The organism is Brevibacillus parabrevis, from assembly GCF_003710905.1.
GTDB lineage: Bacteria > Bacillota > Bacilli > Brevibacillales > Brevibacillaceae > Brevibacillus > Brevibacillus parabrevis.
The window spans coordinates 90,342-114,814 of the sequence record NZ_RHHV01000017.1; the positions used below are offsets into that span (position 1 = coordinate 90,342).

General features: G+C 49.8%; 27 protein-coding genes and 2 tRNA genes. 13 read left to right on the forward strand and 16 right to left on the reverse strand.

What is annotated here, in order from left to right; genetic code table 11:
• Positions 1-58: 58 nt before the first annotated feature.
• Complete coding sequence (locus EDM60_RS23160; RefSeq protein WP_122966060.1) at positions 59-757, reverse strand: hypothetical protein; 699 nt, start codon at positions 755-757, stop codon at positions 59-61.
• A gap of 499 nt (positions 758-1,256) precedes the next feature.
• Positions 1,257-1,345: transfer RNA gene (locus EDM60_RS23165), tRNA-Ser, on the reverse strand.
• Between the two features lie 159 nt (positions 1,346-1,504).
• Between EDM60_RS23165 and EDM60_RS23170 the strand changes: the two genes are divergently transcribed.
• Positions 1,505-2,224, forward strand: coding sequence for a pseudouridine synthase (locus tag EDM60_RS23170; RefSeq protein ID WP_122966061.1), 720 nt, complete (start codon positions 1,505-1,507; stop codon positions 2,222-2,224).
• Between the two features lie 61 nt (positions 2,225-2,285).
• Here EDM60_RS23170 and tadA read toward each other — a convergent pair whose 3' ends face one another.
• Positions 2,286-2,765, reverse strand: coding sequence for a tRNA adenosine(34) deaminase TadA (tadA, locus tag EDM60_RS23175; protein ID WP_208715245.1), 480 nt, complete (start codon positions 2,763-2,765; stop codon positions 2,286-2,288).
• 279 nt (positions 2,766-3,044) lie between these two features.
• Here tadA and EDM60_RS23180 point away from each other — a divergent pair, with 279 nt between their 5' ends.
• The 6 genes from EDM60_RS23180 to nagE all read left to right on the forward strand — a co-directional run bounded on the left by EDM60_RS23180 (position 3,045) and on the right by nagE (position 9,036).
• Complete coding sequence (locus EDM60_RS23180; protein WP_217365347.1) at positions 3,045-3,548, forward strand: ribonuclease H-like YkuK family protein; 504 nt, start codon at positions 3,045-3,047, stop codon at positions 3,546-3,548.
• A 351-nt stretch (positions 3,549-3,899) separates the two neighbouring features.
• Positions 3,900-4,760 carry a glucose PTS transporter transcription antiterminator GlcT gene (glcT, locus tag EDM60_RS23185; protein WP_122966062.1) on the forward strand — a complete coding sequence of 287 codons (861 nt, stop codon included), beginning with the start codon at positions 3,900-3,902 and terminating at the stop codon, positions 4,758-4,760.
• Between the two features lie 146 nt (positions 4,761-4,906).
• A complete protein-coding gene (locus EDM60_RS23190; RefSeq protein WP_063230280.1) occupies positions 4,907-5,404 on the forward strand; it encodes a PTS sugar transporter subunit IIA in 498 nt (165 codons plus the stop codon).
• Positions 5,405-5,444: 40 nt separating this feature from the next.
• Entirely contained in the window at positions 5,445-5,708 is a 264-nt protein-coding gene (locus EDM60_RS23195; RefSeq protein WP_063230279.1) for an HPr family phosphocarrier protein, read from the forward strand.
• A 27-nt stretch (positions 5,709-5,735) separates the two neighbouring features.
• Entirely contained in the window at positions 5,736-7,445 is a 1,710-nt protein-coding gene (gene ptsP, locus EDM60_RS23200; RefSeq protein WP_122966063.1) for a phosphoenolpyruvate--protein phosphotransferase, read from the forward strand.
• 151 nt (positions 7,446-7,596) lie between these two features.
• The gene (nagE, locus tag EDM60_RS23205) at positions 7,597-9,036 is read left to right on the forward strand and encodes an N-acetylglucosamine-specific PTS transporter subunit IIBC (protein ID WP_122966064.1); all 1,440 of its coding nucleotides are present in this window, start codon (positions 7,597-7,599) and stop codon (positions 9,034-9,036) included.
• Between the two features lie 371 nt (positions 9,037-9,407).
• Here the strand turns inward: nagE and EDM60_RS23215 are convergent, their stop codons facing one another.
• Positions 9,408-9,626: a helix-turn-helix domain-containing protein gene (locus EDM60_RS23215; protein WP_122966066.1), complete on the reverse strand. Its 219-nt coding sequence runs from the start codon at positions 9,624-9,626 to the stop codon at positions 9,408-9,410.
• A gap of 167 nt (positions 9,627-9,793) precedes the next feature.
• Between EDM60_RS23215 and EDM60_RS23220 the strand changes: the two genes are divergently transcribed.
• Positions 9,794-10,156 (forward strand): helix-turn-helix domain-containing protein, encoded by a 363-nt coding sequence (locus EDM60_RS23220; RefSeq protein ID WP_122966067.1) that lies wholly within the window; start codon positions 9,794-9,796, stop codon positions 10,154-10,156.
• A 120-nt stretch (positions 10,157-10,276) separates the two neighbouring features.
• Here EDM60_RS23220 and EDM60_RS23225 read toward each other — a convergent pair whose 3' ends face one another.
• Positions 10,277-10,624, reverse strand: a complete 348-nt coding sequence (locus EDM60_RS23225) for a winged helix-turn-helix transcriptional regulator (protein WP_122966068.1) — start codon at positions 10,622-10,624, stop codon at positions 10,277-10,279.
• Between the two features lie 200 nt (positions 10,625-10,824).
• Here EDM60_RS23225 and EDM60_RS23230 point away from each other — a divergent pair, with 200 nt between their 5' ends.
• A complete protein-coding gene (locus tag EDM60_RS23230; protein ID WP_122966069.1) occupies positions 10,825-11,235 on the forward strand; it encodes a DoxX family protein in 411 nt (136 codons plus the stop codon).
• A 54-nt stretch (positions 11,236-11,289) separates the two neighbouring features.
• On the opposite strand, the gene EDM60_RS28800 is transcribed toward EDM60_RS23230, so the two are convergent.
• Positions 11,290-11,946 (reverse strand): hypothetical protein, encoded by a 657-nt coding sequence (locus tag EDM60_RS28800; RefSeq protein ID WP_233454141.1) that lies wholly within the window; start codon positions 11,944-11,946, stop codon positions 11,290-11,292.
• 48 nt (positions 11,947-11,994) lie between these two features.
• Between EDM60_RS28800 and EDM60_RS28805 the strand changes: the two genes are divergently transcribed.
• Positions 11,995-12,162, forward strand: coding sequence for a hypothetical protein (locus tag EDM60_RS28805; protein ID WP_167470366.1), 168 nt, complete (start codon positions 11,995-11,997; stop codon positions 12,160-12,162).
• An 88-nt stretch (positions 12,163-12,250) separates the two neighbouring features.
• On the opposite strand, the gene EDM60_RS28810 is transcribed toward EDM60_RS28805, so the two are convergent.
• Positions 12,251-13,390, reverse strand: a complete 1,140-nt coding sequence (locus EDM60_RS28810; RefSeq protein ID WP_167470367.1) for a hypothetical protein — start codon at positions 13,388-13,390, stop codon at positions 12,251-12,253.
• A gap of 40 nt (positions 13,391-13,430) precedes the next feature.
• On the opposite strand from EDM60_RS28810, the gene EDM60_RS28815 reads away from it, so the two are divergent.
• From EDM60_RS28815 to EDM60_RS23255, 3 genes are all read left to right on the forward strand, one after another.
• Positions 13,431-13,691: a hypothetical protein gene (locus EDM60_RS28815; RefSeq protein WP_167470368.1), complete on the forward strand. Its 261-nt coding sequence runs from the start codon at positions 13,431-13,433 to the stop codon at positions 13,689-13,691.
• A 313-nt stretch (positions 13,692-14,004) separates the two neighbouring features.
• Entirely contained in the window at positions 14,005-14,886 is an 882-nt protein-coding gene (locus tag EDM60_RS23250) for an ABC transporter ATP-binding protein (RefSeq protein ID WP_122966072.1), read from the forward strand.
• Positions 14,887-15,110: 224 nt separating this feature from the next.
• A complete protein-coding gene (locus EDM60_RS23255) occupies positions 15,111-16,493 on the forward strand; it encodes an ABC transporter permease (RefSeq protein ID WP_141254194.1) in 1,383 nt (460 codons plus the stop codon).
• 86 nt (positions 16,494-16,579) lie between these two features.
• Here the strand turns inward: EDM60_RS23255 and EDM60_RS23260 are convergent.
• The 9 genes from EDM60_RS23260 to EDM60_RS28820 all read right to left on the reverse strand — a co-directional run.
• Positions 16,580-16,656, reverse strand: a tRNA-Arg gene (locus EDM60_RS23260).
• A 287-nt stretch (positions 16,657-16,943) separates the two neighbouring features.
• Positions 16,944-17,942, reverse strand: a complete 999-nt coding sequence (locus EDM60_RS23265) for a histidinol phosphate phosphatase domain-containing protein (RefSeq protein WP_122966074.1) — start codon at positions 17,940-17,942, stop codon at positions 16,944-16,946.
• The gene (locus EDM60_RS23270) at positions 17,936-18,736 is read right to left on the reverse strand and encodes a DeoR/GlpR family DNA-binding transcription regulator (RefSeq protein WP_122966075.1); all 801 of its coding nucleotides are present in this window, start codon (positions 18,734-18,736) and stop codon (positions 17,936-17,938) included. The genes EDM60_RS23265 and EDM60_RS23270 overlap by 7 nt, the downstream gene beginning before the upstream one ends.
• A complete protein-coding gene (locus EDM60_RS23275; RefSeq protein WP_122966076.1) occupies positions 18,720-19,742 on the reverse strand; it encodes an ABC transporter ATP-binding protein in 1,023 nt (340 codons plus the stop codon). The genes EDM60_RS23270 and EDM60_RS23275 overlap by 17 nt, the downstream gene beginning before the upstream one ends.
• Positions 19,742-20,530 carry an ABC transporter permease gene (locus EDM60_RS23280; protein WP_063230261.1) on the reverse strand — a complete coding sequence of 263 codons (789 nt, stop codon included), beginning with the start codon at positions 20,528-20,530 and terminating at the stop codon, positions 19,742-19,744. The genes EDM60_RS23275 and EDM60_RS23280 overlap by 1 nt, the downstream gene beginning before the upstream one ends.
• Positions 20,527-21,372, reverse strand: coding sequence for an ABC transporter permease (locus EDM60_RS23285; protein ID WP_122966077.1), 846 nt, complete (start codon positions 21,370-21,372; stop codon positions 20,527-20,529). Before EDM60_RS23285 ends, EDM60_RS23280 begins: the two co-directional genes overlap by 4 nt.
• Before the next feature lie 36 nt (positions 21,373-21,408).
• Positions 21,409-22,248, reverse strand: coding sequence for an alkaline phosphatase family protein (locus tag EDM60_RS23290; RefSeq protein WP_122966078.1), 840 nt, complete (start codon positions 22,246-22,248; stop codon positions 21,409-21,411).
• Entirely contained in the window at positions 22,238-23,335 is a 1,098-nt protein-coding gene (locus tag EDM60_RS23295; RefSeq protein WP_122966079.1) for an ABC transporter substrate-binding protein, read from the reverse strand. The genes EDM60_RS23290 and EDM60_RS23295 overlap by 11 nt, the downstream gene beginning before the upstream one ends.
• Positions 23,336-23,817: 482 nt before the next feature.
• The coding region (locus EDM60_RS28820) for a hypothetical protein (RefSeq protein ID WP_167470369.1) at positions 23,818-24,473 on the reverse strand (656 nt) is incomplete at its 5' end.

Genomic DNA, 24,473 nt, shown 5'->3' on the forward strand with positions numbered 1-24,473 from the left:
CTACTCCTGAATGAATAAGGTAAGTGAAAGAAATCACCTTCCACTTACCTTTAATAATCTAGTTAATAGAAATATCTAACGTATTTAAAACAGAAGTTGTTTTTGAACCGAATTTAAAATTTGAAACGTCATTTACGATTACTCCTGTAAACTTCCCGCTACCTTTAACTCTTGATGTAATTTTATCCCAATCATATTCAAAACCGTAGCTATTATCATCATATTCGGATGGCCACGAAAATTGCAGTGCTCCAGATGTAGAATTAACTGATACTGCAGCTGGATAACTATATGCTGTAGCAGCACCAGAAGCGCTTATGGTTTGAGCAGGAAGAACAGTAATTCTATCGGCATTATATGGATTACCTCCACTCCAATGTGCCTTTGTGTATCCCTTGATAGAAATATAATCTGTCGAAATGCTCGTATCGGTATAGTCGACATCTATACTAGAAAAAGTTTTTAATTTTCCATCACTATAAGATTTCAAAGACTCATCATAAAAATCTGCATATTTCCCTCTTTTCATTGAAAAACTACTAGTAGATAACGCCGAAACTTTCTTTTCAACATTTGGAGTAATCTTTTCCTTCCCACCACTATAAGACTTAGTAGTATAGCCATTCTTATGTGTGGTTGTAATTGTCGTATCAGTTGCTTTATCAGTTGTTTCTGACTTATTAATAGCAAATGCAGGAGAAATTACCAAAAAGGATAATAATAAACTACTACTTGCTAAAAACATTGCTTTTTTCATTAAATACACTTCCTTTGAATTATTTTACATATAAACAATACCATAATTTTTATTATATATCAATATATGGTAATTCAATTCAGTAAAAATTATGGGCATCTGGAATTTGTATATAAATAACGATTTTTGTTTCTTTCTATACTTCATTGCATACATAACAGGTTAGATTTGTAGAGTAGAGATCATATTAGCCTTGTCTCACTAGCTGAGATCCCTTCATGTATATTTTTTCCAATTCAATCATCTCTTGCTTACGGTCAAACAGTTCACCTTTGAAAAAATGCACCGGTTTAATTACATAAAATTCAGATTTTTTCGATAAATATTCATGCTATTAAACCTTTGAGAAAGTCTACTTCTCTACGTAAATGAGGCATTATAACAAGAAAAGATATTCTTCAAGAATCAGATTTTATAAAAAATAAACCACAAATCTGCCAATCAGGCAAACTCATGGTTTAATTTTTCCAACGGAATTATCCGTTGAGCCACTTGTAAGCGGAGAGAGTGGGATTCGAACCCACGCACGCCTCACGACGCCTAACGCATTTCGAGTGCGTCCCCTTATGACCACTTGGGTATCTCTCCATGAATGGTTTGTCAGAAACATTATTAACTATAGCAAATCTGCGCGAAAAGTGCAAGACTCAACTTGTACGCTTCCCCTTGATTTGCTCGCCGCATTAGGCCAAACTATTAACAACACGAGTCAGGTTTTTTTGACCAGAGGAAAAGTGAGGAACATACATGAAACGAGAACGTTTGGACAAGGTGCTGGCGAATATGGCGTTTGGCACGCGCAAGGAAGTGAAAGCGCTGGTGAAGCAAGGGCTGGTTGTTGTGGACGGCGTAGTCGCAACCGATCCTGGCATGCACGTCGTAGCCGAAGAGCAGGAAATTACCGTGGACGGAGAGCCGATCAATTTCAAGCGCTGGGTGTACGTCCTGCTGAACAAACCCCCTGGGGTAGTTTCCGCTACTGAAGATAACGTGCATCAAACTGTAGTCGACCTGCTTCCCTACGAGTGGGCGGTCAAGGTTCACCCGGTAGGCAGACTGGACATCGACACAGAGGGCCTTTTGCTTTTGACCAATGACGGACAGCTCTCCCACAGCCTGCTCTCCCCGAAGAAAAAAGTGGACAAGGAGTATTTTGCCCGCATTGATGGCATCGTTACCGAGCAACACGTCCGGGAATTTGCCAAAGGCGTTGAGTTGGAGGATTTCACTACCTTGCCTGCCAAGCTGGAAATTCTCTCGTCCGGGGAAGTCTCCGAGATTCGCGTCACCATTATGGAAGGAAAATTTCATCAGGTCAAACGGATGTTTGCCGCCTTCGGTCTGCATGTCGCCTATCTGCAACGCATTCGCATGGGCCCGCTCCATCTCGACCCGGCACTCGCTCCCGGCGAATACCGCGAGCTGACCGAAGAAGAACTGAACCTGCTGCAAAATGTAAACAAATAATACGTCTGCCCGGCATGTTACGTAAGAAACCGTACCGGGCGATGCCCGAAAGACAGTTGGATCACTTTTGATCTGACTGTCTTTTTTTGCGCAAGCCGCGGAAAAAATCTTTGAGCATCTGGGCGCACTCGTCTGCCAGGACTCCTTCCACCACCGGAACCTGATGATTGAAGCGCGGCTCAGCAAGCAAGTTCATCAATGTCCCGGCACATCCTGCCTTGGGATCGCCTGCGCCGTACACGACCTGCTCGATGCGGCTCTGCACGATGGCACCCGCACACATGGGGCAAGGCTCCAGCGTGACGTACAGTGTGCAGCCGATCAGCCGCCAGCCGCCCAGTCGCTCGCTCGCCTCGCGGATCGCGATCATTTCCGCGTGCAAAGTCGGGTCTTTTTGCGTTTCCCGCAAATTGAAGCCGCGGCCGACGATTTCCCCGTTGCGGACGATGACTGCCCCGATTGGCACTTCTCCGATCGCGGCTGCTTTTTGTGCTTCTTCCATCGCCGCTCTCATATATTCTTCTTGTTTACCTGATTCCATCACGATTGTAAAAACTCCTTTATAGATGTTTTCCGATTGCAGCCACACATAATAGCCGCTTTCTTTTTCCCGGTCAATTCTCAGCTTGCTCGCAGGCAAGGCGCCACAAGCGCGATTCCATTCGCCGGACATTCGCCGCATAAAAACAGACGCGTGCCGATCAAAATGTTGATTCGCGAAGTTTTTGTCCATACCTGTTCACATACTCTCTGCCAGATTACATACATTAATGATGTACGGAAGATGTTTGTAATTCACAGATAGCCTCTATCTGGAGGGATGCGAGTGGGCTTAACCTCTGCAAGCACGTTGTTTGATCGTTTTCACAGTCCGACGAGAGGACAGCTGGCAAAAGAAGACGTATTTTCCCACATTGAACAAACCATCTCGTCGATGGCAGGTCCATTCGAGATTATTGTGGGTGCCGATTCCCAGCTAAAAAGTCGCGGAACCTTTTTCGCCCTGGTCATCACGGTTATTCGACCCGGACACGGTGGGACCTTCTTTTATCACAAGTTTCAGGAACGCCGTTATTCATCCTTGCAGCAGCGCATTTTCCAGGAAGCCATGTACGCGGTAGGCTTGGCAACTGAAGTCCGCCAATATTTGCGCGATCATCAACTCGATACTCCGATACGTCTGCACTTTGACATCGGTGCCAACGGGCCTACCCGCAAGTTTATCCAGGCGTTGCTGAGTTTGGCTGAAACCAATCACTTCCGGGCGGAAATCAAGCCAAATTCTTTCTGTGCTTCCACGATTGCCGACAAGTTTACCAAGTAGTGAAGATCTTGATTCTTCCTTGAACAAAGCGTGCAGGCGGACTGCTTCGGACGCATCCGCCCGCTTTGTTTGAGTTCTTTTCCATAGGCGGTTCACGTACTTCTGGACAAGCAGGGGGAAATCCTGCTGCCAGAATCAGCGAAAATACATATACTCTCTTCTATACTCAACCATAACTTTCCGATGCAAACAGGGTGATTGACAACGCTTGTGAAGCTGAGCTATTATAAGCATTAATTGAAGCGTTTTCACAAGGCGTGTTACTGGTAATGCAGGCATGAGCCGAGAAGATCTTTTTAATTGTTAAAAAGGTTTTTTCGGCTCTTTTTTGTTTAAAGGTGGTGGAATGGCTTGTCCCGTGAACAGGAAAAAACATATGCGATTACGCGTGTGTTGAACCATAATGTCGTACTTGTGGAAGAACCCGGCACCAAGCTGGAAATTGTGCTGTTCGGAAAAGGAATCGGATTTGGCGCAAAGCCTGGGAACACCATCCCCGCCCATGACCCGCGTGTGGAGAAGCGCTTCAGGCTGGAAAATGAAAACCATCAGAAACAGTACCAAACGATACTCAGTCAGGTCGATCCTGCCGTGGTAGGAATAGCCGAAGAGATTATCGCGCTTATCGCCAGTGAAATTACCCCGCAACTTAACGAACACGTCCACGTCGCCCTGCCCGACCACATCCAGTTCGCCATTTACCGCCTGCGGAATGGCATGGAGATCGTGAACCCGTTCCTGTTTGAAATCCAGACGCTCTACACCAAAGAGTACACGCTGGCAAAACGGGCTGCGGACATGATCAAGAAGGCATTCGACCTGGATATTCCAGATAGCGAAATCGGTTTTCTCGCCTTGCACATTCATTCGGCGATCAGCTACCTGCCAGTGAAAAAGGCCGTTCAGTTCACGAATGTGATCAGCGAACTGGTCAGCATGATCGAGCAGCGGACAGACAGAACCATCGAGCGAAGCACGGTCGATTACGTCCGCCTCATTACTCATCTGCGTTTTGCTGTAGAGCGCATTCGCCAGCAAAAGACCATTCACAACCCCTTGCTGGACCGGGTCCAAACCACGATTCCGGAAGCATACGAACTGGCGTCCGAGTTGGCTGCCTATATCTCGAACCGGCTGGAAGTCATAGTCCCGGAAGACGAAGTCGGCTACATGGCCTTGCATGTTTATCGGTTGTTGCAGCAACAGCCTTGAATCAACAACTCAAAATCGATGATAATCCTGCGTGTTACTAGCTCGACTAGGCATGAGCGGTGAGATCATACGGACATAGTAAGTATGTCGTCGTATGCTCAGACCGTCTCATGCCTATTTTCGTTCAGACGCAAAAGGAGGAACTTATGCTACGCAATCTGTTTTCCCGTAAAAAACAACAACAAGAAATCACCTTCCTGGCTCCTTTGACCGGAAGTGTTGTCCCTTTGTCGGAAGTACCCGATCCCGTATTTGCCGGGAAAGTCGTAGGCGACGGCGCAGCGATTTTGCCTACTGAGGGCGTCTTGTACGCTCCGGTTGACGCAAAAGTCACCCATCTCTTCCCTACCCATCATGCGATTGGCTTGTCGACCGACAGCGGTCTGGAGCTGCTTATGCATATCGGGATCGATACCGTGAAATTGCAGGGCAAAGGCTTTACCCCCTTCGTCTCTGTCGGCGACCAGGTAAAAGCGGGCGACAAGCTGATTCAATTTGATATCGCCGTATTGCAAGAGTCCGGATGCCCGATCGTTACCCCGATTGTCATTACCAACGGCGATGTCGTTGCGGAAAAGAACGTCGTGGCGCAAGGAAATGTCGCAGCTGGCCAGCAGCCGCTGATGACAGTCGTCCTGAAATAACCGGATTGGACAAAGAAGCATCTGTTTGGGGGAGGTACACATGATTCAGTTTGAAGTAACAGTCACGGTCGAGGGCGGGCTTCACGCTCGTCCCGCCGCTCTTTTGGTCAATCGCTCGGCGCAAACCCAATCGAAAATCACCCTGAACAAAGGGGAGAAACAAGTGGATGGCCGCAGCATTTTGGGGATCATGACCTTGGGCGCAACCCAGGGCGACAAGCTGCTCGTATCCGTGGACGGCGCTGACGAGGAAACGGTGGCAGCTTCCATTCAGCAATTGTTTGAGCAATCTTTTCAGAGCTAATTCGCAGCGAAAGAAGGTGAAGCAAACATGTTAAAAGGAATCCCGGTTTCTTCCGGCATCTCGATCGCCCCAGTCGTCATTTTGGCACACGCTGCCCCGTCCGCTCCCGCGCAAACTGCGCCAGCAGACACGAGCAAAGAGCTGGAGCTGCTCGCCAGAAGCGTCGAGCAAGCGCGCGAGCAGCTGGAAAAGCTGAGAGAACAAACAGAAGAGCAACTAGGCGCAGAAAAAGCAGCGATTCTTTCCGCGCATATGGCTTTTCTGGAAGACCCGGCTTTTGTCGGGGAAATGTCCTCGCTGATCGAAAACAAACAGTTGGCTGCCACCGCTGCTGTGCAGCAAGTATCTGACCAGTTCGTCGGCCTGTTCGAAAGCATGGATGACGCCTATATGAAAGAACGGGCAGACGATATCCGCGATGTAAGCCGCCGCTTGATCCGCAACCTCTCAGGCACAGACGAGGAGGCAGTTTTCCCGGAGGAACCGTTTATTTTGGCGGCGTGGGATGTCACCCCTTCGGAGACGCTTCAACTCCCGCTCGCATCTGTACGAGGCATCGTCACGGTAAAAGGGGGCGCGACCTCGCACGCGGCTATCCTGGCTCGTTCTTTGGGGATTCCGGCGGTCATGGGAGCCGGAGAACAGTTGATGGAAAAAGTCTCTGCCGGAAGCTTGCTGATCCTCGATGGTGCCACAGGCGACCTGATTGTTTCGCCCGACACGGAAACGTTGGCGCGCTACGAGGAAAAGGCCGCCAAGGAAGCAGCTGAACGCGCTGCCTACGCGGCATTGAAGGATTTGCCTGCGGAAACGACTGACGGACACCGCGTTCACTTGATGGCCAACATGGCGGTTCCCGAAGAAGCAGACGCGCTTGCCGCATCTGGCGTAGAAGGCATCGGCCTGTTCCGCTCCGAGTTTTTGTTCATGGATCGCAGCACTTTGCCCGACGAGGAAGAGCAGTTTGCCGCCTACAAGCAAGTTGCTGTAGCCTTTGGCGACAAGCCGGTCATTATTCGTACTCTCGATGTTGGCGGCGACAAGCATTTGCCAGCGCTTGAGCTTCCCCAGGAAGACAATCCGTTTCTCGGTTTCAGAGCGATGCGCATTTCCTTGGCCCGCCCGGAACTGTTCCTGGTTCAACTACGAGCGCTATTGCGCGCCAGTGCTTTTGGACGGCTGCTGATCATGTTCCCGATGATTTCCCACCTGGGGCAACTGCGGGAAGCCAAACGTTTGCTTGAACAGGCAAAAGCCGAGCTGCGGGAAAAAGGCGTCGCCTTTGACGAGCAAATCTCAGTCGGCATGATGATGGAAATTCCCGGTGCCTGCCTGCAAGCTGACGCTTTTGCCAAAGAAGTCGATTTCTTCAGCATTGGCACCAACGATCTCGTGCAATACACGCTTGCGGTCGACAGAATGAACGCGAACGTTGCCGATCTCTACAGCTACTACCACCCTGCGGTACTGCGGCTTATCTCCAACGTCATCGCCGCTTCCCACCGGGCAGGAATCTGGACGGGGCTATGTGGAGAGATGGCTGGCGACCCGCTCGCTACCGAGCTGTTGCTTGGCATGGGCCTCGACGAGTTCAGTGGTGCCGCTTCGGTTATGCCGAAGGTCAAAGAGCGCATTCGCAACACCAGTATGGAAAAAGCGCAGCAGCTGGCGGAGCAAGTTCTTGCTCTTGCGACTGTGGAAGAGGTTGTGGCGCTTTTGCAAGACAAAACCGAATAAACGGTTTTGTCCCTGCCTATTTGAAAGCGATTTCAAATTCATTTTCTTGATCAGAACAGCTTCTCTCCGGCCAATTCTCGTGCCCTCATCTCTTGCATTCATCCGGAGAGCAGCTTTTTGATAGACATCTCATTCTAAGGAGGTTTTTCCTATGCTCGCCTTTTTGCAACGGATTGGGAAAGCACTCATGCTTCCAGTCGCCACACTGCCTGCTGCGGCGCTTTTGCTCCGCTTCGGCGCCATCAACTACGTGACCGAGTTTCATCTCGGAGAATCGATTGGTGGGTTTTTGAACCAGTATATCGCGCCATTTTTGTTTGCAGGCGGATCTGCGATTTTTGACAACTTGCCGCTGATCTTCGCTGTCGGTGTTGCGATCGGACTCGCTGGGGATGCCGTAGCCGCCCTGGCTGCTGTGATCGCCTACATGGTGTTGACCACCGTACTTTCCAAAGTCCCTGCAGCCATGCCGTTCATCGCAGACGACGTCAAGCTGAACATGGGTGTCATTGGCGGTATTTTGGCGGGCGGAGTCGCTTCCTATTGCTACAACCGCTACCATAACATCAAGCTGCCGGAATGGCTCGGATTCTTTGGCGGCAAACGCTTTGTACCAATTGTCACTTCGCTTAGCATGGTCGTCATCGGTCTTGTTTTCGGGATCATCTGGGGTCCGATCCAGGACGCGCTCAACAATATGGGTAACTGGATTGTAAGCCTTGGCGCTCTTGGAGCAGGTCTGTTCGGCTTCTTTAACCGTTTGCTTATTCCATTCGGTCTGCACCACGTACTCAACGCCATTGCCTGGTTCCAAATCGGTGATTTTACCGATGCAACTGGCAAAGTCGTACATGGCGACTTGCATCGCTTCTTCGCCGGAGACAAATCTGCCGGCATGTTCATGACAGGCTTCTTCCCGATCATGATGTTCGCATTGCCAGCAGCCGCGCTTGCCATCATTCATTCTGCCAAGCCGGAAAAGCGCCAAGCAATCGCTTCTGTTTTCATCGGTACCGCGCTCGCTTCGTTCCTGACAGGGATTACCGAGCCGCTTGAATTTGCATTTATGTTCGCTGCTCCAGCGCTGTACGTGCTTCACGCGATTTTGACCGGGGTTTCCGGGTATATCGTAACGGCAATGGGAATCAAGCACGGATTTGGCTTCTCCGCTGGTCTGATTGACTACGGGTTGAACTTCCCGCTCTCCACCAATGCTTGGTCGATCATCCCGATCGGCTTGGCGTTCGCCGTCGTCTACTACTTCCTGTTCCGCATCCTGATCGTCAAGTTCAACATCAAAACGCCGGGACGAGAAGACGATGACGCTGTTGAAACTACAACTGCCAGCAGCAATTCGACGCAAGACAAGGCGCAAAGGGTACTCGCTCTGATCGGCGGAAAAGAAAACGTCATCAGTGTTGACGCGTGCATTACCCGCCTGCGTCTCGTGCTGAAGGACGATAAGATCGTCAATGAAAAAGGGCTGAGAGATATTGGCGCAGCAGGCGTAATGAAGCTGGGTCAAGGCAGCGTGCAAGTCGTATTCGGAACACAGTCCGAGCTGTTGAAGGACGAAATCAAGAAACTGTAACGTCGAACCAATAAAATAGGCCCGGGGCTGGCATCTGCCGTACCGGGCTTTTTATTATGGGCATGAAGCCTCCTCGTATGAATGATGAAGTCTGATAAGTCCTGCCTTATGAACCCGACACAAGAGGCATACCTTTTTTAATAATGTGGGACATTGGAGCTAACGAGCACTTTCTCTGGGGGGAACATCGCTTGTTGCTCCAGCTCCAACTCAAATCGTACCAACCGATCCATAAACGCTGTGCACGCCGACTTGCTGTAAGGTGCCATCATCTCTATTTCGTACTCCAGCGTTTTTTTCCATACTTCCAGCTGCCTCTTGTTCGCCTCCCGCGCTTCCAATCTACCCACCCCTTATCTAATGTATCTTTGCTAAAATAACAAAAAGATAATCATGAACAACTCGTGCAAGCCACACTTGAGTTTCTTTGCCAAAATAGGCAGATGGTTCGCCTTGAAGTCGTATTCGCCTTTTTCGTATTTCAAATACGTGGAAGCATTGCGAAAACCAAGTGATTCCGCCATTTCTTGTAGCGTAAGCTTACACTCACTTCGTCGTTTTGCGATAAAGGGGAGGTTCAGACGCTCCATATCCAGCTTCCCTCCTTCTTTGCAGAAATGGCAAATATTTATAGTTACATGATATCGTTTCAATTTCAGCAAAGTCAACACATTATTTGTCATTTTAGCAATATTGTTTTTTCCGTTATGGAAAATTGTTAGAATGAAATTGCCAAAAACAAAAAGGTGGTTTCACGATGTCCATAGTCGGTCAACGCATAAAGTGGCTGCGCGAGCAAAGGCAATGGTCACAAATTCAATTGGCTGAAAAGCTCGGCATCCATAACACAGTTTTGTCGCGAATTGAATCGGGCGAAAAGAAAGGCGTAGATTTTCACTTGATTTCCAAAGTCGCTGACCTGTTTGATGTCTCGACCGATTACCTTCATGGAAGAACAGATAACCCGACGCCATTCTGGCGGCAAGCATCCGTTCGGGAGACGCCCGTCCCTTTTCTGGATATTGACGGGCTAACGGAAGAGGAGCTTGTTGAGATCAAACGGCACATCGAATTTATAAAGTGGAAGTCAAGACAAAGTGAGACACAAGAAGACAACTAGACGCACATAAGAAGAAAACCCCTGGATTCAGGGGTTTTTTGCATGTATCTCGGTAAGTGCAACCTGAACCCCGTCAACAGCTTGGACAAGGTCTTGCTTTGCAACTGTGTATATTCTGCTCTACTCTACGCTGTGATCTGCCATATCTGCGGCATCAAGCTCGATCCAGCTCTGGGCCCACGATTCGATCCCTTTGATCACTGGCTCCAGAGCCTTCCCCATCTCCGTCAACGAATATTCTACCCGCACCGGAGCTGAGTCCGTAAACACTTGCCGATGTACAAGACCTTCCTTCTCCAAGTCCTTCAGCCGTTCAGAAAGTAGCCTTCCGCTTACGGGCAAGGCCCCTTCCAACGCACAGAAGCGCTGTGGTCCAGAAAGCAGCTGGTATAAGATTAGCCCTGTCCACCGTTTCCCCAGCAGCTGCATCCCTTTTTCAAACTTAGGACAGAGGGAAGACTGTTTCATTGGTATCACCTCATTCTCCTTTCAGTATACCGCTCTTTCTGCATTCCATCAAAATGAATGATTACTTTGTACCTAATAATCTGCACTTTCCAACGTTTGTAAATTTTCCAGATCGTATTGACATAAATAATAATTAATGTATACTTACTAACAAAAAGTAACTACGTTACTGATATAAACTAAATCGGAGGTCATTATACATGGAAAATCGTTTTGAGTGGAGCGCTTTGATTTTACGAATTGTGGTAGGTCTTACTTTTGCTATCCACGGGATTGCCAAGTTCCAAATGGGCTTGGACAATGTCGCCGGATTCTTTGGCAGCCTCGGTCTGCCTGCCTTTATCGCTTACTTGGTTGCGTTCCTTGAAGTCGTCGGCGGGATTGCCCTGATTGCGGGACTTGGCACACGTATCTTCTCTGCCGCCTTGGCTGTTGTCATGATCGGTGCCATTGCCAAAGCCAAGCTGGCGGCCGGCTTCATGGGCGGAGAAAGTGGCGCTGGCTATGAGCTGGAGCTGGCTCTCTTTGCGATTTTGATTGCGCTTAGCATTAGCGGCAGCTCGAAGTTTGGGCTCGATCACATTCTGTTTGGAAAACGATCTGTAGAATAATGAAAAAGCCAGCGGAAGAACTGCTTCCTGCTGGCTTTGCTTTTTTTTGCTATCCTAATCCTGTGGAGACTCATCGAGCATTTTTTTGTTGATGATCCTGATTTTCTCTACAGGCGAGTGTTCGTCCTTCGCACTGATAAATACGGAGTTTTCCCCCGCTTCATAGTACAGGTCAAATTTTTCGTCTACCATGCTTTGTCCTTGGGCAACGGGCGTTCCCAGCTGCTGGCGAATCACATTGAGGTTAGTCTGATTCAAGTGTTCCCCGGCCAGATCGATCGCATAGACGCGGTTTTTCCCATCAAAATAAACAATGCCGCCGGAAAGATTTTCAAAAGCTTGATAACGTCCGCCATCGTAATAATCCTCTTTGATTACACGCCCGTAAAGCTCGATGACCTCTTGCTTGGTCATCCCGATCGCTATGTCGAAACCGTTGATTTCGTTACTGGCGAGCTGCTTCAAAAAGTTGCCATCGATAATGATTTTGGAGCCATTCGGTGCGTCATCTGTTGTTGTTTCATTTCCTTCTTTTGCTTCTTCTGATCCCTGCTCCGTTTTTGTCCCTTCATCTTGAGGGGCCGGATTCGGCTGTTGCTCTTGCTTCCCTGCTGACGGTGTGTCTTTCGATGCGACAGGCTCGCTTGCCCCGGGCGAACAGCCGATTACCAACATACTCGCTGCAATCGCCACATAAATAAATCGTTTCAACTGCCATTCCTCCTGTATTCCTTCACATAAAAAATTGAGGTGATACTAATGCGTTTCTGGCTGCTGTTCACAATCATTTGTGTGGCTATCTTGCTGGTTGGAGTGTTGATTGACTGGCGTGCAAAAAGGAAGAAACAAACCTTGCTCATCGACAAGGACAAAAATCACTCGATCGACGAGGGCTACGACCCAAGAAATCGCGATGATCCTATGTAAAGTAAGACGCTGTAAATGCTTGTTACGTTACCAGCATAGAGATGAACGAAGTCCCATTTTTTTACTGGGGAGCGCTGCCTCATCGCGTTTATTTCTTGCGCGCAACGATTCCTTTTTTGTTCAAGAAAAGCACAAGCCCGATAAGTGCAAGAAGAAGGACAAAAAGACCAAACATCGACCATTTTTTTACGCTCTCAAAGAAGAGCTGTTTCTCTTCTTCTTCCTGAACCGTCTGGACGGCCTGATCGAATGGTATAGTTTCATACTTGCTTGCGCTACTTCTGGTGATCAACTCTACCGTCTGGTTGTCCTTATAATGAAACAGCTTGGGCAAGCCATTCACTTGCATGGCATAAACTTTTTGCGCCGGGACTCCTGACTGCATGATGGCAAGCTTGCTGCTCTCTATAGCTGCTTGGGGAATCAGCATCTGCTCGTAGTCTGCCACCTGGTGCTTTTTCGCTTCTGTGGTGCTGATCAGCTTGGCGTTTTCATTTTCGTCGAGGTAGATGTATCTTTCGATGGAGCCGATCTTTTTGCGGTAAGCCATGTTGAGCGGGAATTGATTTTCCCTCATCTCCTTGATGTACGAATAAAGGATTTCATCGGAAACGAGCAGCGAAGACGCCTCCACGATCGGAACTTTCTTTTTGACAGCTTCATACGCAGGAAAGAATGCCAGCGCTCCGTTCGATTGCAGGAACAGATGGGCTTTTAGCCCGCCATCCTCTTCCACTGTGTAAATCTGGTTGGTCGGGAGGTTGTGGCTGGTGAACTTGTCCCTGTAATAATCGAGCAATGACACAGACAAAAGTGCCAAATCGTATACCGGAAGCTGGCGCTTTTGCAGTTGGTTTCCACTCACTTCTTCGACCTTCCCGTTCTTTTGCAGCAAAAAGTAACGGTGTTGCCCGTCAATCCAGATACGGTAAATCTGGTTCGGCAGCAACTGATGCTTTTTCATGTCAGCCAAAATATTTGCCTGCAGGTCTATAGAAAAAGGGGCATTCGCAGGCAGTAACTGGATCAGATCCTTCCTGACCGCTTCCTCAGGAGGTGCTGGTTGGCTATTGGAGGCGGAGCTGCTTTCTTCGGAAGCAGCATTGGCGTCGGCATTAGCATCGGCTTCGCTCTCCTCTTCGCTGCTCCATTCTGCTTCCCCTGTATCTTCCTCCGCGTTGTATTCGTAGTAATTATCGTCGTCATCATCATCGTCGTCGTGATCCACGTAGTAAGGAGTTGCGCTCTTCGATGTTTTGGATTTTACTTTGCTCGATTTAGAGGTGCTTTTTGAGCTTTTTGTGCTTTTCGAGGACGAGCTTTTGCTGTTGCTCGATGATTTGACGCTTGAAGAGCCGGAATTTTTGCTGGAGGTGCTGCTGCCCGAGGAGCTGGAACTTTTGCTAGAAGAACTGCTGCTGCCCGAGGAGCTGGAACTTTTGCTTGAAGAACTGCTGCCCGAGGAGCTGGAACCTCTGCTAGAAGAAGACGACCCTGCTGCCGCGTACCCGTCCGCGATGACTAATTGACCCACAAGTGCTCCCGCCAACATTACTATCATCTGTTTTCGCATGTAATGCCTGCCTTTCCAGACCAAAACTTGTCATTCATATTAGAACAAGAAGATATTACCATCCCCCTCCGACGTAATACTACATATTTTTACAAAACTTGCATAATTGTGTTTTCCTCTACCATGACAAACAAAAACAACGCCCTTTCAGCTTTCAATTGCTTGCAAAACAGCTTTGCTATATCATTAAAAACACCCCTGAATACTTTGTTTTTTATCGATCAAATGTCTTTTGGAGTGGAGAGTATACAGAGAGAAGGGATCGGAGCTTGAAACTGGAATTGAATTGTGTCAGCAAGCAGTATTCCCAAGATTTTTGGGCACTTAAAGATTTCAGTTTGCAGTTGAAACCAGGCGTACTCGGGCTGCTTGGTGAAAACGGTGCGGGGAAGTCCACTTTGATGCGCATCATCTCGACGATTACGAGCGCAACGACCGGCACGATTTTATGGAACGGCGTCGATATTTTTCAAAATCCTGATGCAATTCGTGAAAATCTCGGGTATTTACCGCAAGATTTCGGCGTGTATCCTCACCTCAATGCCGTGGAATTTCTCGAATACATGGCAGCGATCAAAGGGGTCCACAGGAAAGAAGCCAAGACTAGGATTGAAGAATTGCTGCACGTCGTTAACTTGTACGATGTGCGCAAACGGGCAATCGGGGGCTATTCGGGAGGAATGCGGCAACGTATCGGAATTGCCCAGGCGCTGCTCAATGATCCGAAAATTTTAATCGTAGACGAGCCGACTGTCGGGCTTGATCCCGTAGAAAGGGTACGTTTCAGAAACTTGTTGTCGGACCTCTCGGGTGATCGCATCGTCATTTTCTCCACGCATATTGTGTCCGATGTGGAGGCTACTGCCGAATCCATAGCGATTTTGTCAAAAGGGCACCTCCTGCATCATTCCTCGCCGGATGAGCTGCTGGAAACTGTGCAAGGCAAGGTATGGGAATGGAACGTTAGCTCGTCCGAAGTTCAGGAGCTGCGCAAAAAATGGATGATCAGCAGTACGGTTCGCTCTGGTGGCGGTGTTTTGCTCCGCATTGTCTCGGACGAGTCGCCGTCGAATGACGCCCAGTTAGTTTCGCCCGGTATGGAGGACGCCTATCTGCACTGCATTTCCAGCCACGGGAAGGTGCGGCAATGAGCAGGATTCGCAAAGTTTATCATATCGCACGAGCTGACCTGTTAGAGCGCACCCGCGGCTATGGATTTTTGGTTACCTTGTTTCTTTCCATCATCGGCGCCTTTCTGTTCGTTCCCAACAGTCAGGCGACATACGCCGTGTTGTTAATAGACCAATATCGCGGTGTCCTTAATTCTGCCTGGATCGGAGCAGCCGTTTCCATTTCCGTCATGAGCTTTTTGACGATGTTTGGCTTCTTTTTGATAAAAAATACGATCGAGCGCGATCGGCAAACTAGAGTCGGCCAAATCATTTCAACGACAACGCTCCGCAAGCTTGACTATATGGCTGGCAAGTTTCTGAGCAACTTTGCGATACTGACGATCATTGTCATTTTGACGTTTACGATGGCCATCGTCATGCAGCTGCTGCGTCAGGAAGACCTGACTATCGACCTTGGTTCGTTTGTTTTGCCGATGGTCATTATCATTTTGCCTGGCATGTTTGCTTTATCCGCACTTGCCGTACTTTTCGAAACACTCCCCGTGCTTCGAACCGGCTTTGGGAACATCTTGTTTTTCTTCTGCATCTGGGCTCCTACTGTGCTGATCAGCATCCCCACCTTTGATATTTTCGGCCTCCCTGTCAGCAGCTTTACCGGAAGAGAAATTTTTAAAGACAGCATCAGTGAATCTTATAAGCACTTGTTTCCCCAAGCGCCAGGAGTTCTGTCAGACGGCGTCGTGTTAGTAGAGGAGCCGCTACAAACATTCCTCTGGAGCGGCGTGAACTGGAGTTGGGATATTTTTATCAGCCGGATTTTTTGGATCATCATCGCCATTCCGTTGCTCCTGCTGGCTGCTGTGGCATTTCGTGGCTTCGATAAACCAATAAGAAAATCGGGCAAATGGCAGCTTGGCTTTTTCTCTCGCAAGGAAGTCAGCAGCGATGTGGAAAATGACAAAAATAAATGGATTGAATCGTCAAATGGGCGCGTGGCTGCTTTAAGCAAGGTAACGATGCGGTTTCATGCATGGGATATGTTGAAGGTAGAATTAAAGCTCATGCTCAAAGGCCAACCGCTGTGGTGGTATGCCATTGCCTTTTTGTTCATTGTTCTTACGCTGTTTGCACCGCTTCCATTGGCAAAAGGAATCATCGCTCCCCTCGCTTGGCTTTGGCCCGTGTTGCTTTGGTCGAACATGGGGGTTAGAGAGATACGCTACAACACGAGGGATATCATTTTTTCCAGCCCAGCCCCTCTGCAAAGGCAAATCCCTGTTTCGTGGCTGGCGGGGTTGATCGTTGCTGTTTTGACAGGCAGCGGTCTTGCCGTGCGGTATATGGTGGAAGGCGATGCGAGCGGGTTGTTGGCCTGGGGAATTGGTGCATTGTTTATTCCCTCGCTTGCTCTTGCAATGGGTGTCTGGACCCGCAGTAATAAGGCATTTGAGGCGTTTTATTTGCTGATTATGTTTACTGGTACGTTGAACAAGGAGATGTGGATGGATTTCATGGGCGTTGTTGACGGGACGATTGAGGCGGGGGTGCCTTATGTTTTTTTGATGGTGACGGTTGGGCTTCTTGTGTTGGTTGTTTGGGGGCGGGGAAGGCAGGTTAGGCGGTAGGTTTTACAGGAGTTGAAGTGAGCATTTAACCGGCATAGCATGTTCAATAAGAAAAAGCCTTGAGAAATCAAGGCTTTTCATCTGCATGGCGTCCCCGAGAGGATTCGAACCTCCGACCTACAGTTTAGGAAACCGTTGCTCTATCCTGCTGAGCTACGGGGACAAGTATGGACTGTTTCAAAAAGCGGCAAAGAGCCTTCTTCTGACGCCTCACCTACCTTCTTATTATATGCAGGTACACATCTTTTGGCAAATTCCATGCAAAAAAACCTTGGCTTTCCAAGGTTTTTTCGCATCCCGAAAATGATCCTGATCAAAACATGCCGCCAGTCATATCCAGACAATATATACGACCAGCGACCACCCCAAACCCAAAACACCAACCTATCCCATCTGTCCCATTCCAACTCCTACAAGCAACTCTCACCTGCAGCCTGCAATACCTGCCACTTACCTAATCGCCTTCATAATCCGTCGACGCCCAGAAAAAGTAGCAACCTCCGCCACCCCCAGCGAACGAATCGTATCCAAATTCGCTGCCACATACTTTCCAATATCGTCGGGAAAATGCGCATCGGACGAGAGCGTCAGCGGCACGTCATGCGCCACCAGAACGTCCAGAAAAGCCGGGCTGGGGCACATTTCCTGAACGGGATAGCGGTAATACAAGCCCGCATTGATTTCGGTCGCTGTATTCGTTTCTTTCAAAGCAGTCGCGATCCTGTTGTAATGGGGCACAAGCTCCGCTTCCACAGGCCGATAGGAGAACACTTTCAAATTGTCCAGATGGGCGACAAAATCAAACAGCTCACTCCTGATCATACATTCAACCGTGTGGAAAAAGTCCGCGTACAGCTGTTTCAGGTCATGCTGCTCAAACAACTGGCGAGTCTCGGGATTATCAAAGCCCCACCCGTGCAAAAAGTGGACAGAGCCGATCACATAATCCCACGAAGCGCCAGTCAGCAAGCTTTCCAACTCTTTTTCCCCGCCGATAAAATAATCCGCTTCGATCCCCAGCCGCAACTCCACGCCGCTTGCCGACCAATGCGGCTTTGCTGCCTCAATCGCCGCGCAAAAGTCGCTGAGGCTCTCCGTGCATACCTGATCAAGCCAAGTGCGCTGCAAGCGACCCAAATCGGTATCGCCCAGCTCCATGTACCGTTCAAAGTAAGGGCGCGCTTCGCGGAAACGGTATAAATGATCGACAATCCCTACTTCTTTCAAGCCTTTGTTCAGTGCCTCACGCAAATACAGATCGATCCAGGCCGGGTCGTATGCCCCGCGAGACAAGCGGTTATTTAATCGCGCCATGCTGTCCAGCAGCCAGGCACGGGTATGTCGAGGTTGGGTTAATGGATGAAAGTGATCGAGGGCCGCATTGGTGCGGTCGAGCCAGCGCAGTGAATAGGGCCCTTCTTCCAGATGAAGATGATAGTCAATCAGCATGTGAAGTCTCTCCTTAGCGGATGTTCGCTTATCCAGGTAGTTTGAATGCCTGACGAAAGCCATTCATCCGGCATCGGCTGGTCACAAACGACCGCGCTGACATCCGGCCAGCCGCATATACGGGAAAATTGCGTTTGACCGATTTTCGATGTGTCTGCCAAAACATAAACTTGCTCCGAGCGCTGTACCATCATGGTCGAACACAAAGTTTCTTCCATGTCGTAGTCGGTGAAGCCATCAGCGGTGATTCCTCCGCAGGAAATAAAAGCTTTGTCAAAATGAAAGCGCGAGAGCAGCTCGCAAGTAAACGCCCCGGCAACCGATTGTTGAGCCGGATGGGTCAGACCCCCCAGCATAATCACCTGGCCGTTGAATTGATTTGCTTCCAGCAACTCGTTCAACAAAGCGGCAGCAGGGAGCGAATTGGTGACGATCGTCAGTTGGTTGAGGCCCTTGATGGCACGTGCCAGCTCCAGTGTTGTCGTTCCGACATCGAGCGCGATCGTGTCTCCGTCAGCCAAAAGCTCTGCCGCGATTTGGCCGATTTTCGTTTTTGCCGCCTGTTGGATCGCTTGTTTCTTTTCAAAATGCGGCTCTCGTTTTGGCAAATGATAAGGGATCGCTCCGCCGTACACCCGTTTTAGCATGCGTTGCTGTTCCAACTGGTCCAGATCGCGTCGAATGGTCTCTGGTGTTACTGCCAGGCTTTTTGCCAGATTCATCACCTGAATTTTACCGTGTCGGTTCAGTTCGTCCAGAATCACTTGCTGTCGTTCTTCAGGCAATAGTGTCATAGAGCGGAATCACATCCTTGGGACATAAATACAATGTTTTGGTTGTGCCTGTCTGCTCGGACTCGAAGGACATGTGCAGCGTGTCCACCAGTACAGAAACATCGCCAATGTTCAGTTCGTAACGGGTAACGTTGCCGAGCATGGATACATGAGCAATCTTCCCGGTCAAGCGGATGTCTTCCGCAGTTACAGGCTGTTCACGAAATGTCTCGGGCCGGATGGCGAACCGCTCGGCTACCTCCCGAATGGACAGATCAGGCGCGATTTGGTTCAGCTGCTCGGCGCTCAGCACGTTGTAATTTCCAATGAAGCGAGCGACAAATTCAGAGTGTGGCTGGGTGTAAATCTCATGAGGACTGCCGTGCTGCACGATACGGCCGCCGTTCATGATGTAGATGCGGTCACTGACAGCCATGGCCTCTTCCTGATCGTGCGTAACCAGCACAGTCGTCATGTTCAGCTCGCGTTGGATGGTGCGCAGCTGTTTTTGCAAGTTTTTGCGAATCTGGGCATCCAGGGCACTGAGCGGCTCATCGAGCAAAAGCACTTTTGGCCGGGTAACCAGCGAACGGGCGAGGGCTACACGCTGCTGCTGGCCGCCAGACAGTTCGCGCGGATAGTTTTGCTCTTTTCCCGCAAGCCCGACCAGCTCGATCATTTCCTGGACACGCAGCCGAATATCCGCTTTCGGGACTTTGTTCATTTCCAGGCCAAAGGCAATGTTTTGACTGACCGTAAGATTGGGAAAAAGCGCATACGATTGGAACACCATGCCGATCTCCCTGTTTTTTGGCGACACGTCAGTCACATCTTTGCCGTCAATGTAAATCTTGCCCGTGTCAGGGGCAGTCAGACCGCTGAGGATGCGCAACAGCGTACTTTTGCCGCACCCGCTAGGGCCAAGCAACGTAACCAGCTCGCCTTTTTCAATCGCAAGGTCGAGTTGCTTCAACACGTGCTGGCCGTGAAAAGTTTTGGACATGTGTTCGATTTGGACGTAGCTCATCAGGAGACCTCCTTGCGTGCGAAGCTTCGGCGTGTGAATCTGACAATCAGGCTGGTGATGATCGCCATCAGGACAAAATAAGTGACAGTAATCGCGCTGGCGACATGCCCGCTTGCCGATAGCTTGTTGTACAAATACAGTTGCAGGGTCTCGTATCTTCCTCCCACGAGAATGTTGATCAGGACAAATTCACCGAACAGGATGGAGAACGACAGGAGCGCCGATACGAAAATTCCAGACATAATATTCGGCACGATAATCCGGACGAACGCCTGCCAGCGACTCGCACCCAGCAGCTCGGCCGCCTCCATCAACGAACGGGCGTGCAGGGCAAGCAGGCTGTTTCGCGTTCCTTGATAAAGATACGGAAGCAGACCGACCAGATACGCCCCGGCTGTAATAACGATCATCGGAATCCCGTTGCCTGAATAAGTACGAATCAAGCCGACCGCCATAATGACGCCAGGTACAGCGTAGGTCAGCATCACAAAAAGTTGAACCAGTTTCTCCATCCGGGGAGCGTAAACGACAATGGAGAAAACGGCCGGGACGATAATCACGACAGCAACAACTGTCGTCAAAAAGCTCAGCACAAAAGAGCGCCCGAATGCCTGCAAAAATCGGGGATCGCCATACAGCTCCGCGAACCATTTTAGCGTGAGCCCTTCCGGCAAAACCGTGCTGTTCCACTCGGTTGCCAGCGAATAAAGTACGGTAGCCGCTACAGGCAAAAACAAATACAGCATGACCAACGCAAACGACAAGGATGGCAAACCAATTCGCTTCAAGACAAATCCCTCCGAATCTTCCGCGTCAGCCACTCGTTCACGACCAGGGCGGCGGCAAGCGTCAGGCCGAGCAGTACGGCGAGAGCGCTACCCAGCTCCGGTCTGGCAAAAATGTCGCCGGAGACAAGCGCGCCAATCCGAATCGGCACAAGGTTGTAGTTGCTGCCCGTGAGCGCGTAGGCCGAAGCATAGGCACCCATTGCGTTGGCAAACAAAATGCTGAATGTGCCGACGATGCCCGGAAACAGTACCGGGAAACCGATTCGCAGCCAAAAATGCCAGGGACTTGCCCCGAGCAGCTCGGCCGCTTCCATCCACTGCTTCTGAATGACGTGATACAAGGGATACAAAAGCATCACTGCCAAAGGCAGTTGAAAATAAACATAAACAAGCGTCAAACCGCTCCACGAATACAGAGTAAAGGACTGGCCAAAATCAATCCCCAGCTGCTTCGCAAGCAATACAAACAGACCACTATTCCCCAACAGAACAATGAAGGCAAAAGCGAGCGGAATCCCCGCAAAGTTCGAGGTTAGATTGGTAATGACAAGCACTCGCTGTTGCAGAGACTGCGGGAAACGGGTAATCGCATAGGCAGCGAAAACAGCAGCGATGATTCCGATAAGAGACGACAGGAACGAGATGAGCACACTGTTTTCAAAAGCCTGCAAGTAATATGGATTGGAAAAAATCTCCTGATAGTGACTGATCGTAAAACCGCCGCCCCCCTCGGCCTGAAAGCTCCCCTCGATCATGGAAAGCAACGGGACGAGCAGAAACAGAGCGATCATCGCAAAGAACGGAATTGTCGTGACCAAAAGCATGCTGGCAAATCGTTTCATCGCAAAAGCTCCTTTCTGAGAGGAAAAGACGCCCCCTCAGGGAGACGTCTTACTACTCTGCCCGCATACGGTCAATGGCTGCATCGCTTCCGAAGGGGAGATGCCTAGCAATTGGCAGGCAAGCGGAGCCACCTGCAATTGCGGGATGACCTCCTCGCGAATGCCGGGAGATACTTGGTTGCTGATGACAAACAGAGGGACGTCCCGGTCAGCGCTGGAGGTGCCGCCGTGATTCCCATCCGCTGTCATCCCGTGATCGGCTGTCACGATGATTTGATAACCCGCATCCATCCACGCAGGAAGCACATTTGCCAGGATGGAATCTGCCGCCAGAACGCGGTTACGATATTGCGCAGAATCAGCCGTATACTTGTGACCGTCATCATCGATATTCATGGAGTGGACGTAGAGAAAATCCGGACGGTATCCATTCAGCAAAAAGTTGGCGTCAGCAAACAAGTGTGTATCCGGGTAATGATCCTCCCAGTAAAACATCCCGTTTTGGATCGGACTGTCCGTGTTCAGCTGGATTCGGTCGTGAAACGGACTGAACGGCGCTTTGTTGTACAGCTCGCTTACCCAGCCATAAGCGGCAGCCGCGTTGGACATCCCGTTTTTCCGCGTCAGGTGAAAAAGGCTCTCCTGGTGCGAAAGCCGCGCCGCCTGATTGCTGGAAATTCCATTTTTCCACGCAGGAGTTCCCGTCAACAGCACTTCGTACAAAGGACGAGAGAGACTCGGCAATTCCGAGCGTACCTGAAAGCGGGCCGCGATGCCGTACTCGACCAGATGATGCATATACCCCATGTGCGAGACAGCTGTGTCGAATCTCAGTCCGTCCAGCACAATCATGGCCAGCTTGTTGTTAGCGGACATGGATCAACACCTGCTCTTGCCAAAGCTGCGGCAGTTTTTTGGCCGTCGCTTCCCACGCAGCCAGATCACCCACAGGACGGGCATTTTTGTACATATCTTCCGGGAGCAGTTTCGCTTTGGCAGATTCATCGAGCTTGGCGTTCGCGCGGATAGGTCGGGCGTAGCCACGAGCCAAATTGGACTGGCCTGCGTCGGAGAGGATGTATTCACGAGCAAGCATGGCAGCGTGCGGATGCTTGGAGTATTTATTGATCAAAGTAGCGTACCCGCTGCTGACCGATGCTTCTTCCGGAATGAGGACATCAAAACGGTTTTTGTCGATTTTGTCCCGATACCCGAGTGCGTTGAAGTCCCACAAGATAGCGACTTCGACTTCGCCCTTCTCCAGGTTGGCCAGGCTAGGGTCGCTCGTGCTGAGTCGCTTGTTTTTGGCAAGTTCAGCGAAAAAGTCGACGCCTGGTTGGATATTTTTCTCGTCTCCCCCGTTGGCATAAGCAGCAGCCAGCACGGCAAACTGCGCTTGATTCGCCTTCATGACATCGCCGATCGCGATCTTGTAGTTTCCACTTTTCAAATCAGCCCAGGATTTCGGAGGATTTTGCACTTTTGTCTTGTCGGTGAGAAAAGCCAGCGTTCCGGTATAGCCTAGCACCCAATGCCCTTCGTCATCTTTTGCCCAGGCGGGAATGTCGTTCCAGTAAGAGGTTTTGTAAGGCAGCGTCAGCCCTTTTTGCTTGGCTAACGGTCCAAAAGCGATGCCCACATCGCCGATGTCTGCTGTGGCATTATCTTTTTCTGCTTCAAACTTGGCCAATTCTTCTGCGCTCGACATGTCGGTATCCATATGCTTCAAGCCGTATTCCTTCTGGAGATTGCCCCAAGTCTCCCCCCAGTTTGCCCACGTGTCCGGCATCCCTACAGAGTTGACTTCGCCCTCCTTCTTCGCTTTTTCTACGATTTGATCCAGGGTCAATTGCGACGCATCCAGAGCAGTGTCTGATTTCGTCTCGGCGGCGCATCCGGCAAGCAGAAAAAAGGATGTCATGACAACAACGGTTCGTTTCCAGCTCAACTGGTTCCCTCTCATCTTTAAGGCCCCTTTTCGTTTTTATTTGTGTTTGATCTTTTGGTTTTTTCGCTTTTAATCGTAAACAACCAAAATGAAACTGATATAAATGGGTTGTTAAGAAGCTATTAAGACTGTGTGAAAAAGCGAAGGGAACGCAAAAAGCGGCTCTCTGACTGCTAGAGAACCGCATAAAAACAAGAGTTGCAATTGGATCGTACTCTTTCGCAAAACAGTCGCTGACTTTTTTCAGCTTGATCAGTGCCATGCGTTTTGCTTTGTGCTCTCGGCAACGCGCTACAATCCGTACCCACATTTTTGATGTCCATCAAATGTGTGCGTTTCTAGTAGGACAAACGCCGTTCCCATTTTGCCTTGCCAACCTATACTACTCGTATAACCATACTTTTGCCATGTGAGGTGAGACAACCATTGGCGAAAAGAAAGCTTTCCAAACGGTGCCGAATCAAACGAAGAAGACGATGTCGCAGGAAGTGCAAGTGTCATAAAAGAAGGGTTAAATGTTTGAAATCGCGATATCGCTGCAAAAGGCGACGGCGGCGTAAATGTCGTTCCAGGAGGCGGCGTTTCCGCTGTATCATTGCCAAATCCATCGACAAATCGGTCAGCTCCAGTGATGCCACTGTCAACTCTGATACGGACAGCGAAGCTACAGCAAATGAGACTTCAACCAGCAACAGCAGCTCCACCAACAACTCCGATACCGACAGCGGCTCTACTGCTACCGAAACCTCCACCAGCAACAGCAACTCTACTAACAACTCCGACACTGACAGCGGCTCTACTGCTACCGAAACTTCCACCAGCAACAGCAACTCTACCAACAACTCCGACACTGACAGCGGCTCTACTGCCAACGAAACTTCAACCAGCAACAGCAACTCCACCAACAACTCCGACACTGACAGCGGCTCTACTGCCAACGAAACTTCAACCAGCAACAGCAACTCTACCAACAATTCCGACACCGACAGCGGCTCTACTGCTACCGAGACTTCGACCAGCAACAGCAATTCTACCAACAATTCCGACACCGACAGCGGCTCTACTGCTACCGAGACTTCGACCAGCAACAGCAATTCCGCCAACAACTCGGATACAGATGCGACCTCATCCTCCGGGCCAAGCACCTCCACTA

What these genes read in the sequence shown, in the direction of transcription:
- EDM60_RS23195 (WP_063230279.1), top strand. Translation starts at nt 5,445, where the DNA reads ATGATTCAGTTTGAAGTAACAGTCACGGTCGAGGGCGGGCTTCACGCT.
- EDM60_RS23270 (WP_122966075.1), bottom strand. Translation starts at nt 18,736, where the DNA reads ATGACACTATTGCCTGAAGAACGACAGCAAGTGATTCTGGACGAACTG.
- EDM60_RS23225 (WP_122966068.1), bottom strand. Translation starts at nt 10,624, where the DNA reads ATGAAACAGTCTTCCCTCTGTCCTAAGTTTGAAAAAGGGATGCAGCTG.
- EDM60_RS23220 (WP_122966067.1), top strand. Translation starts at nt 9,794, where the DNA reads ATGTCCATAGTCGGTCAACGCATAAAGTGGCTGCGCGAGCAAAGGCAA.
- tadA (WP_208715245.1), bottom strand. Translation starts at nt 2,765, where the DNA reads ATGGAATCAGGTAAACAAGAAGAATATATGAGAGCGGCGATGGAAGAA.
- EDM60_RS23215 (WP_122966066.1), bottom strand. Translation starts at nt 9,626, where the DNA reads ATGGAGCGTCTGAACCTCCCCTTTATCGCAAAACGACGAAGTGAGTGT.
- EDM60_RS23285 (WP_122966077.1), bottom strand. Translation starts at nt 21,372, where the DNA reads ATGAAACGATTTGCCAGCATGCTTTTGGTCACGACAATTCCGTTCTTT.
- EDM60_RS23170 (WP_122966061.1), top strand. Translation starts at nt 1,505, where the DNA reads ATGAAACGAGAACGTTTGGACAAGGTGCTGGCGAATATGGCGTTTGGC.
- EDM60_RS23275 (WP_122966076.1), bottom strand. Translation starts at nt 19,742, where the DNA reads ATGAGCTACGTCCAAATCGAACACATGTCCAAAACTTTTCACGGCCAG.
- ptsP (WP_122966063.1), top strand. Translation starts at nt 5,736, where the DNA reads ATGTTAAAAGGAATCCCGGTTTCTTCCGGCATCTCGATCGCCCCAGTC.
- EDM60_RS23290 (WP_122966078.1), bottom strand. Translation starts at nt 22,248, where the DNA reads ATGTCCGCTAACAACAAGCTGGCCATGATTGTGCTGGACGGACTGAGA.
- EDM60_RS23160 (WP_122966060.1), bottom strand. Translation starts at nt 757, where the DNA reads ATGAAAAAAGCAATGTTTTTAGCAAGTAGTAGTTTATTATTATCCTTT.
- EDM60_RS23190 (WP_063230280.1), top strand. Translation starts at nt 4,907, where the DNA reads ATGCTACGCAATCTGTTTTCCCGTAAAAAACAACAACAAGAAATCACC.
- EDM60_RS23230 (WP_122966069.1), top strand. Translation starts at nt 10,825, where the DNA reads ATGGAAAATCGTTTTGAGTGGAGCGCTTTGATTTTACGAATTGTGGTA.
- EDM60_RS23295 (WP_122966079.1), bottom strand. Translation starts at nt 23,335, where the DNA reads ATGAGAGGGAACCAGTTGAGCTGGAAACGAACCGTTGTTGTCATGACA.
- EDM60_RS23255 (WP_141254194.1), top strand. Translation starts at nt 15,111, where the DNA reads ATGTTTGGCTTCTTTTTGATAAAAAATACGATCGAGCGCGATCGGCAA.
- EDM60_RS23265 (WP_122966074.1), bottom strand. Translation starts at nt 17,942, where the DNA reads ATGCTGATTGACTATCATCTTCATCTGGAAGAAGGGCCCTATTCACTG.
- EDM60_RS28805 (WP_167470366.1), top strand. Translation starts at nt 11,995, where the DNA reads ATGCGTTTCTGGCTGCTGTTCACAATCATTTGTGTGGCTATCTTGCTG.
- EDM60_RS23180 (WP_217365347.1), top strand. Translation starts at nt 3,045, where the DNA reads ATGCGAGTGGGCTTAACCTCTGCAAGCACGTTGTTTGATCGTTTTCAC.
- nagE (WP_122966064.1), top strand. Translation starts at nt 7,597, where the DNA reads ATGCTCGCCTTTTTGCAACGGATTGGGAAAGCACTCATGCTTCCAGTC.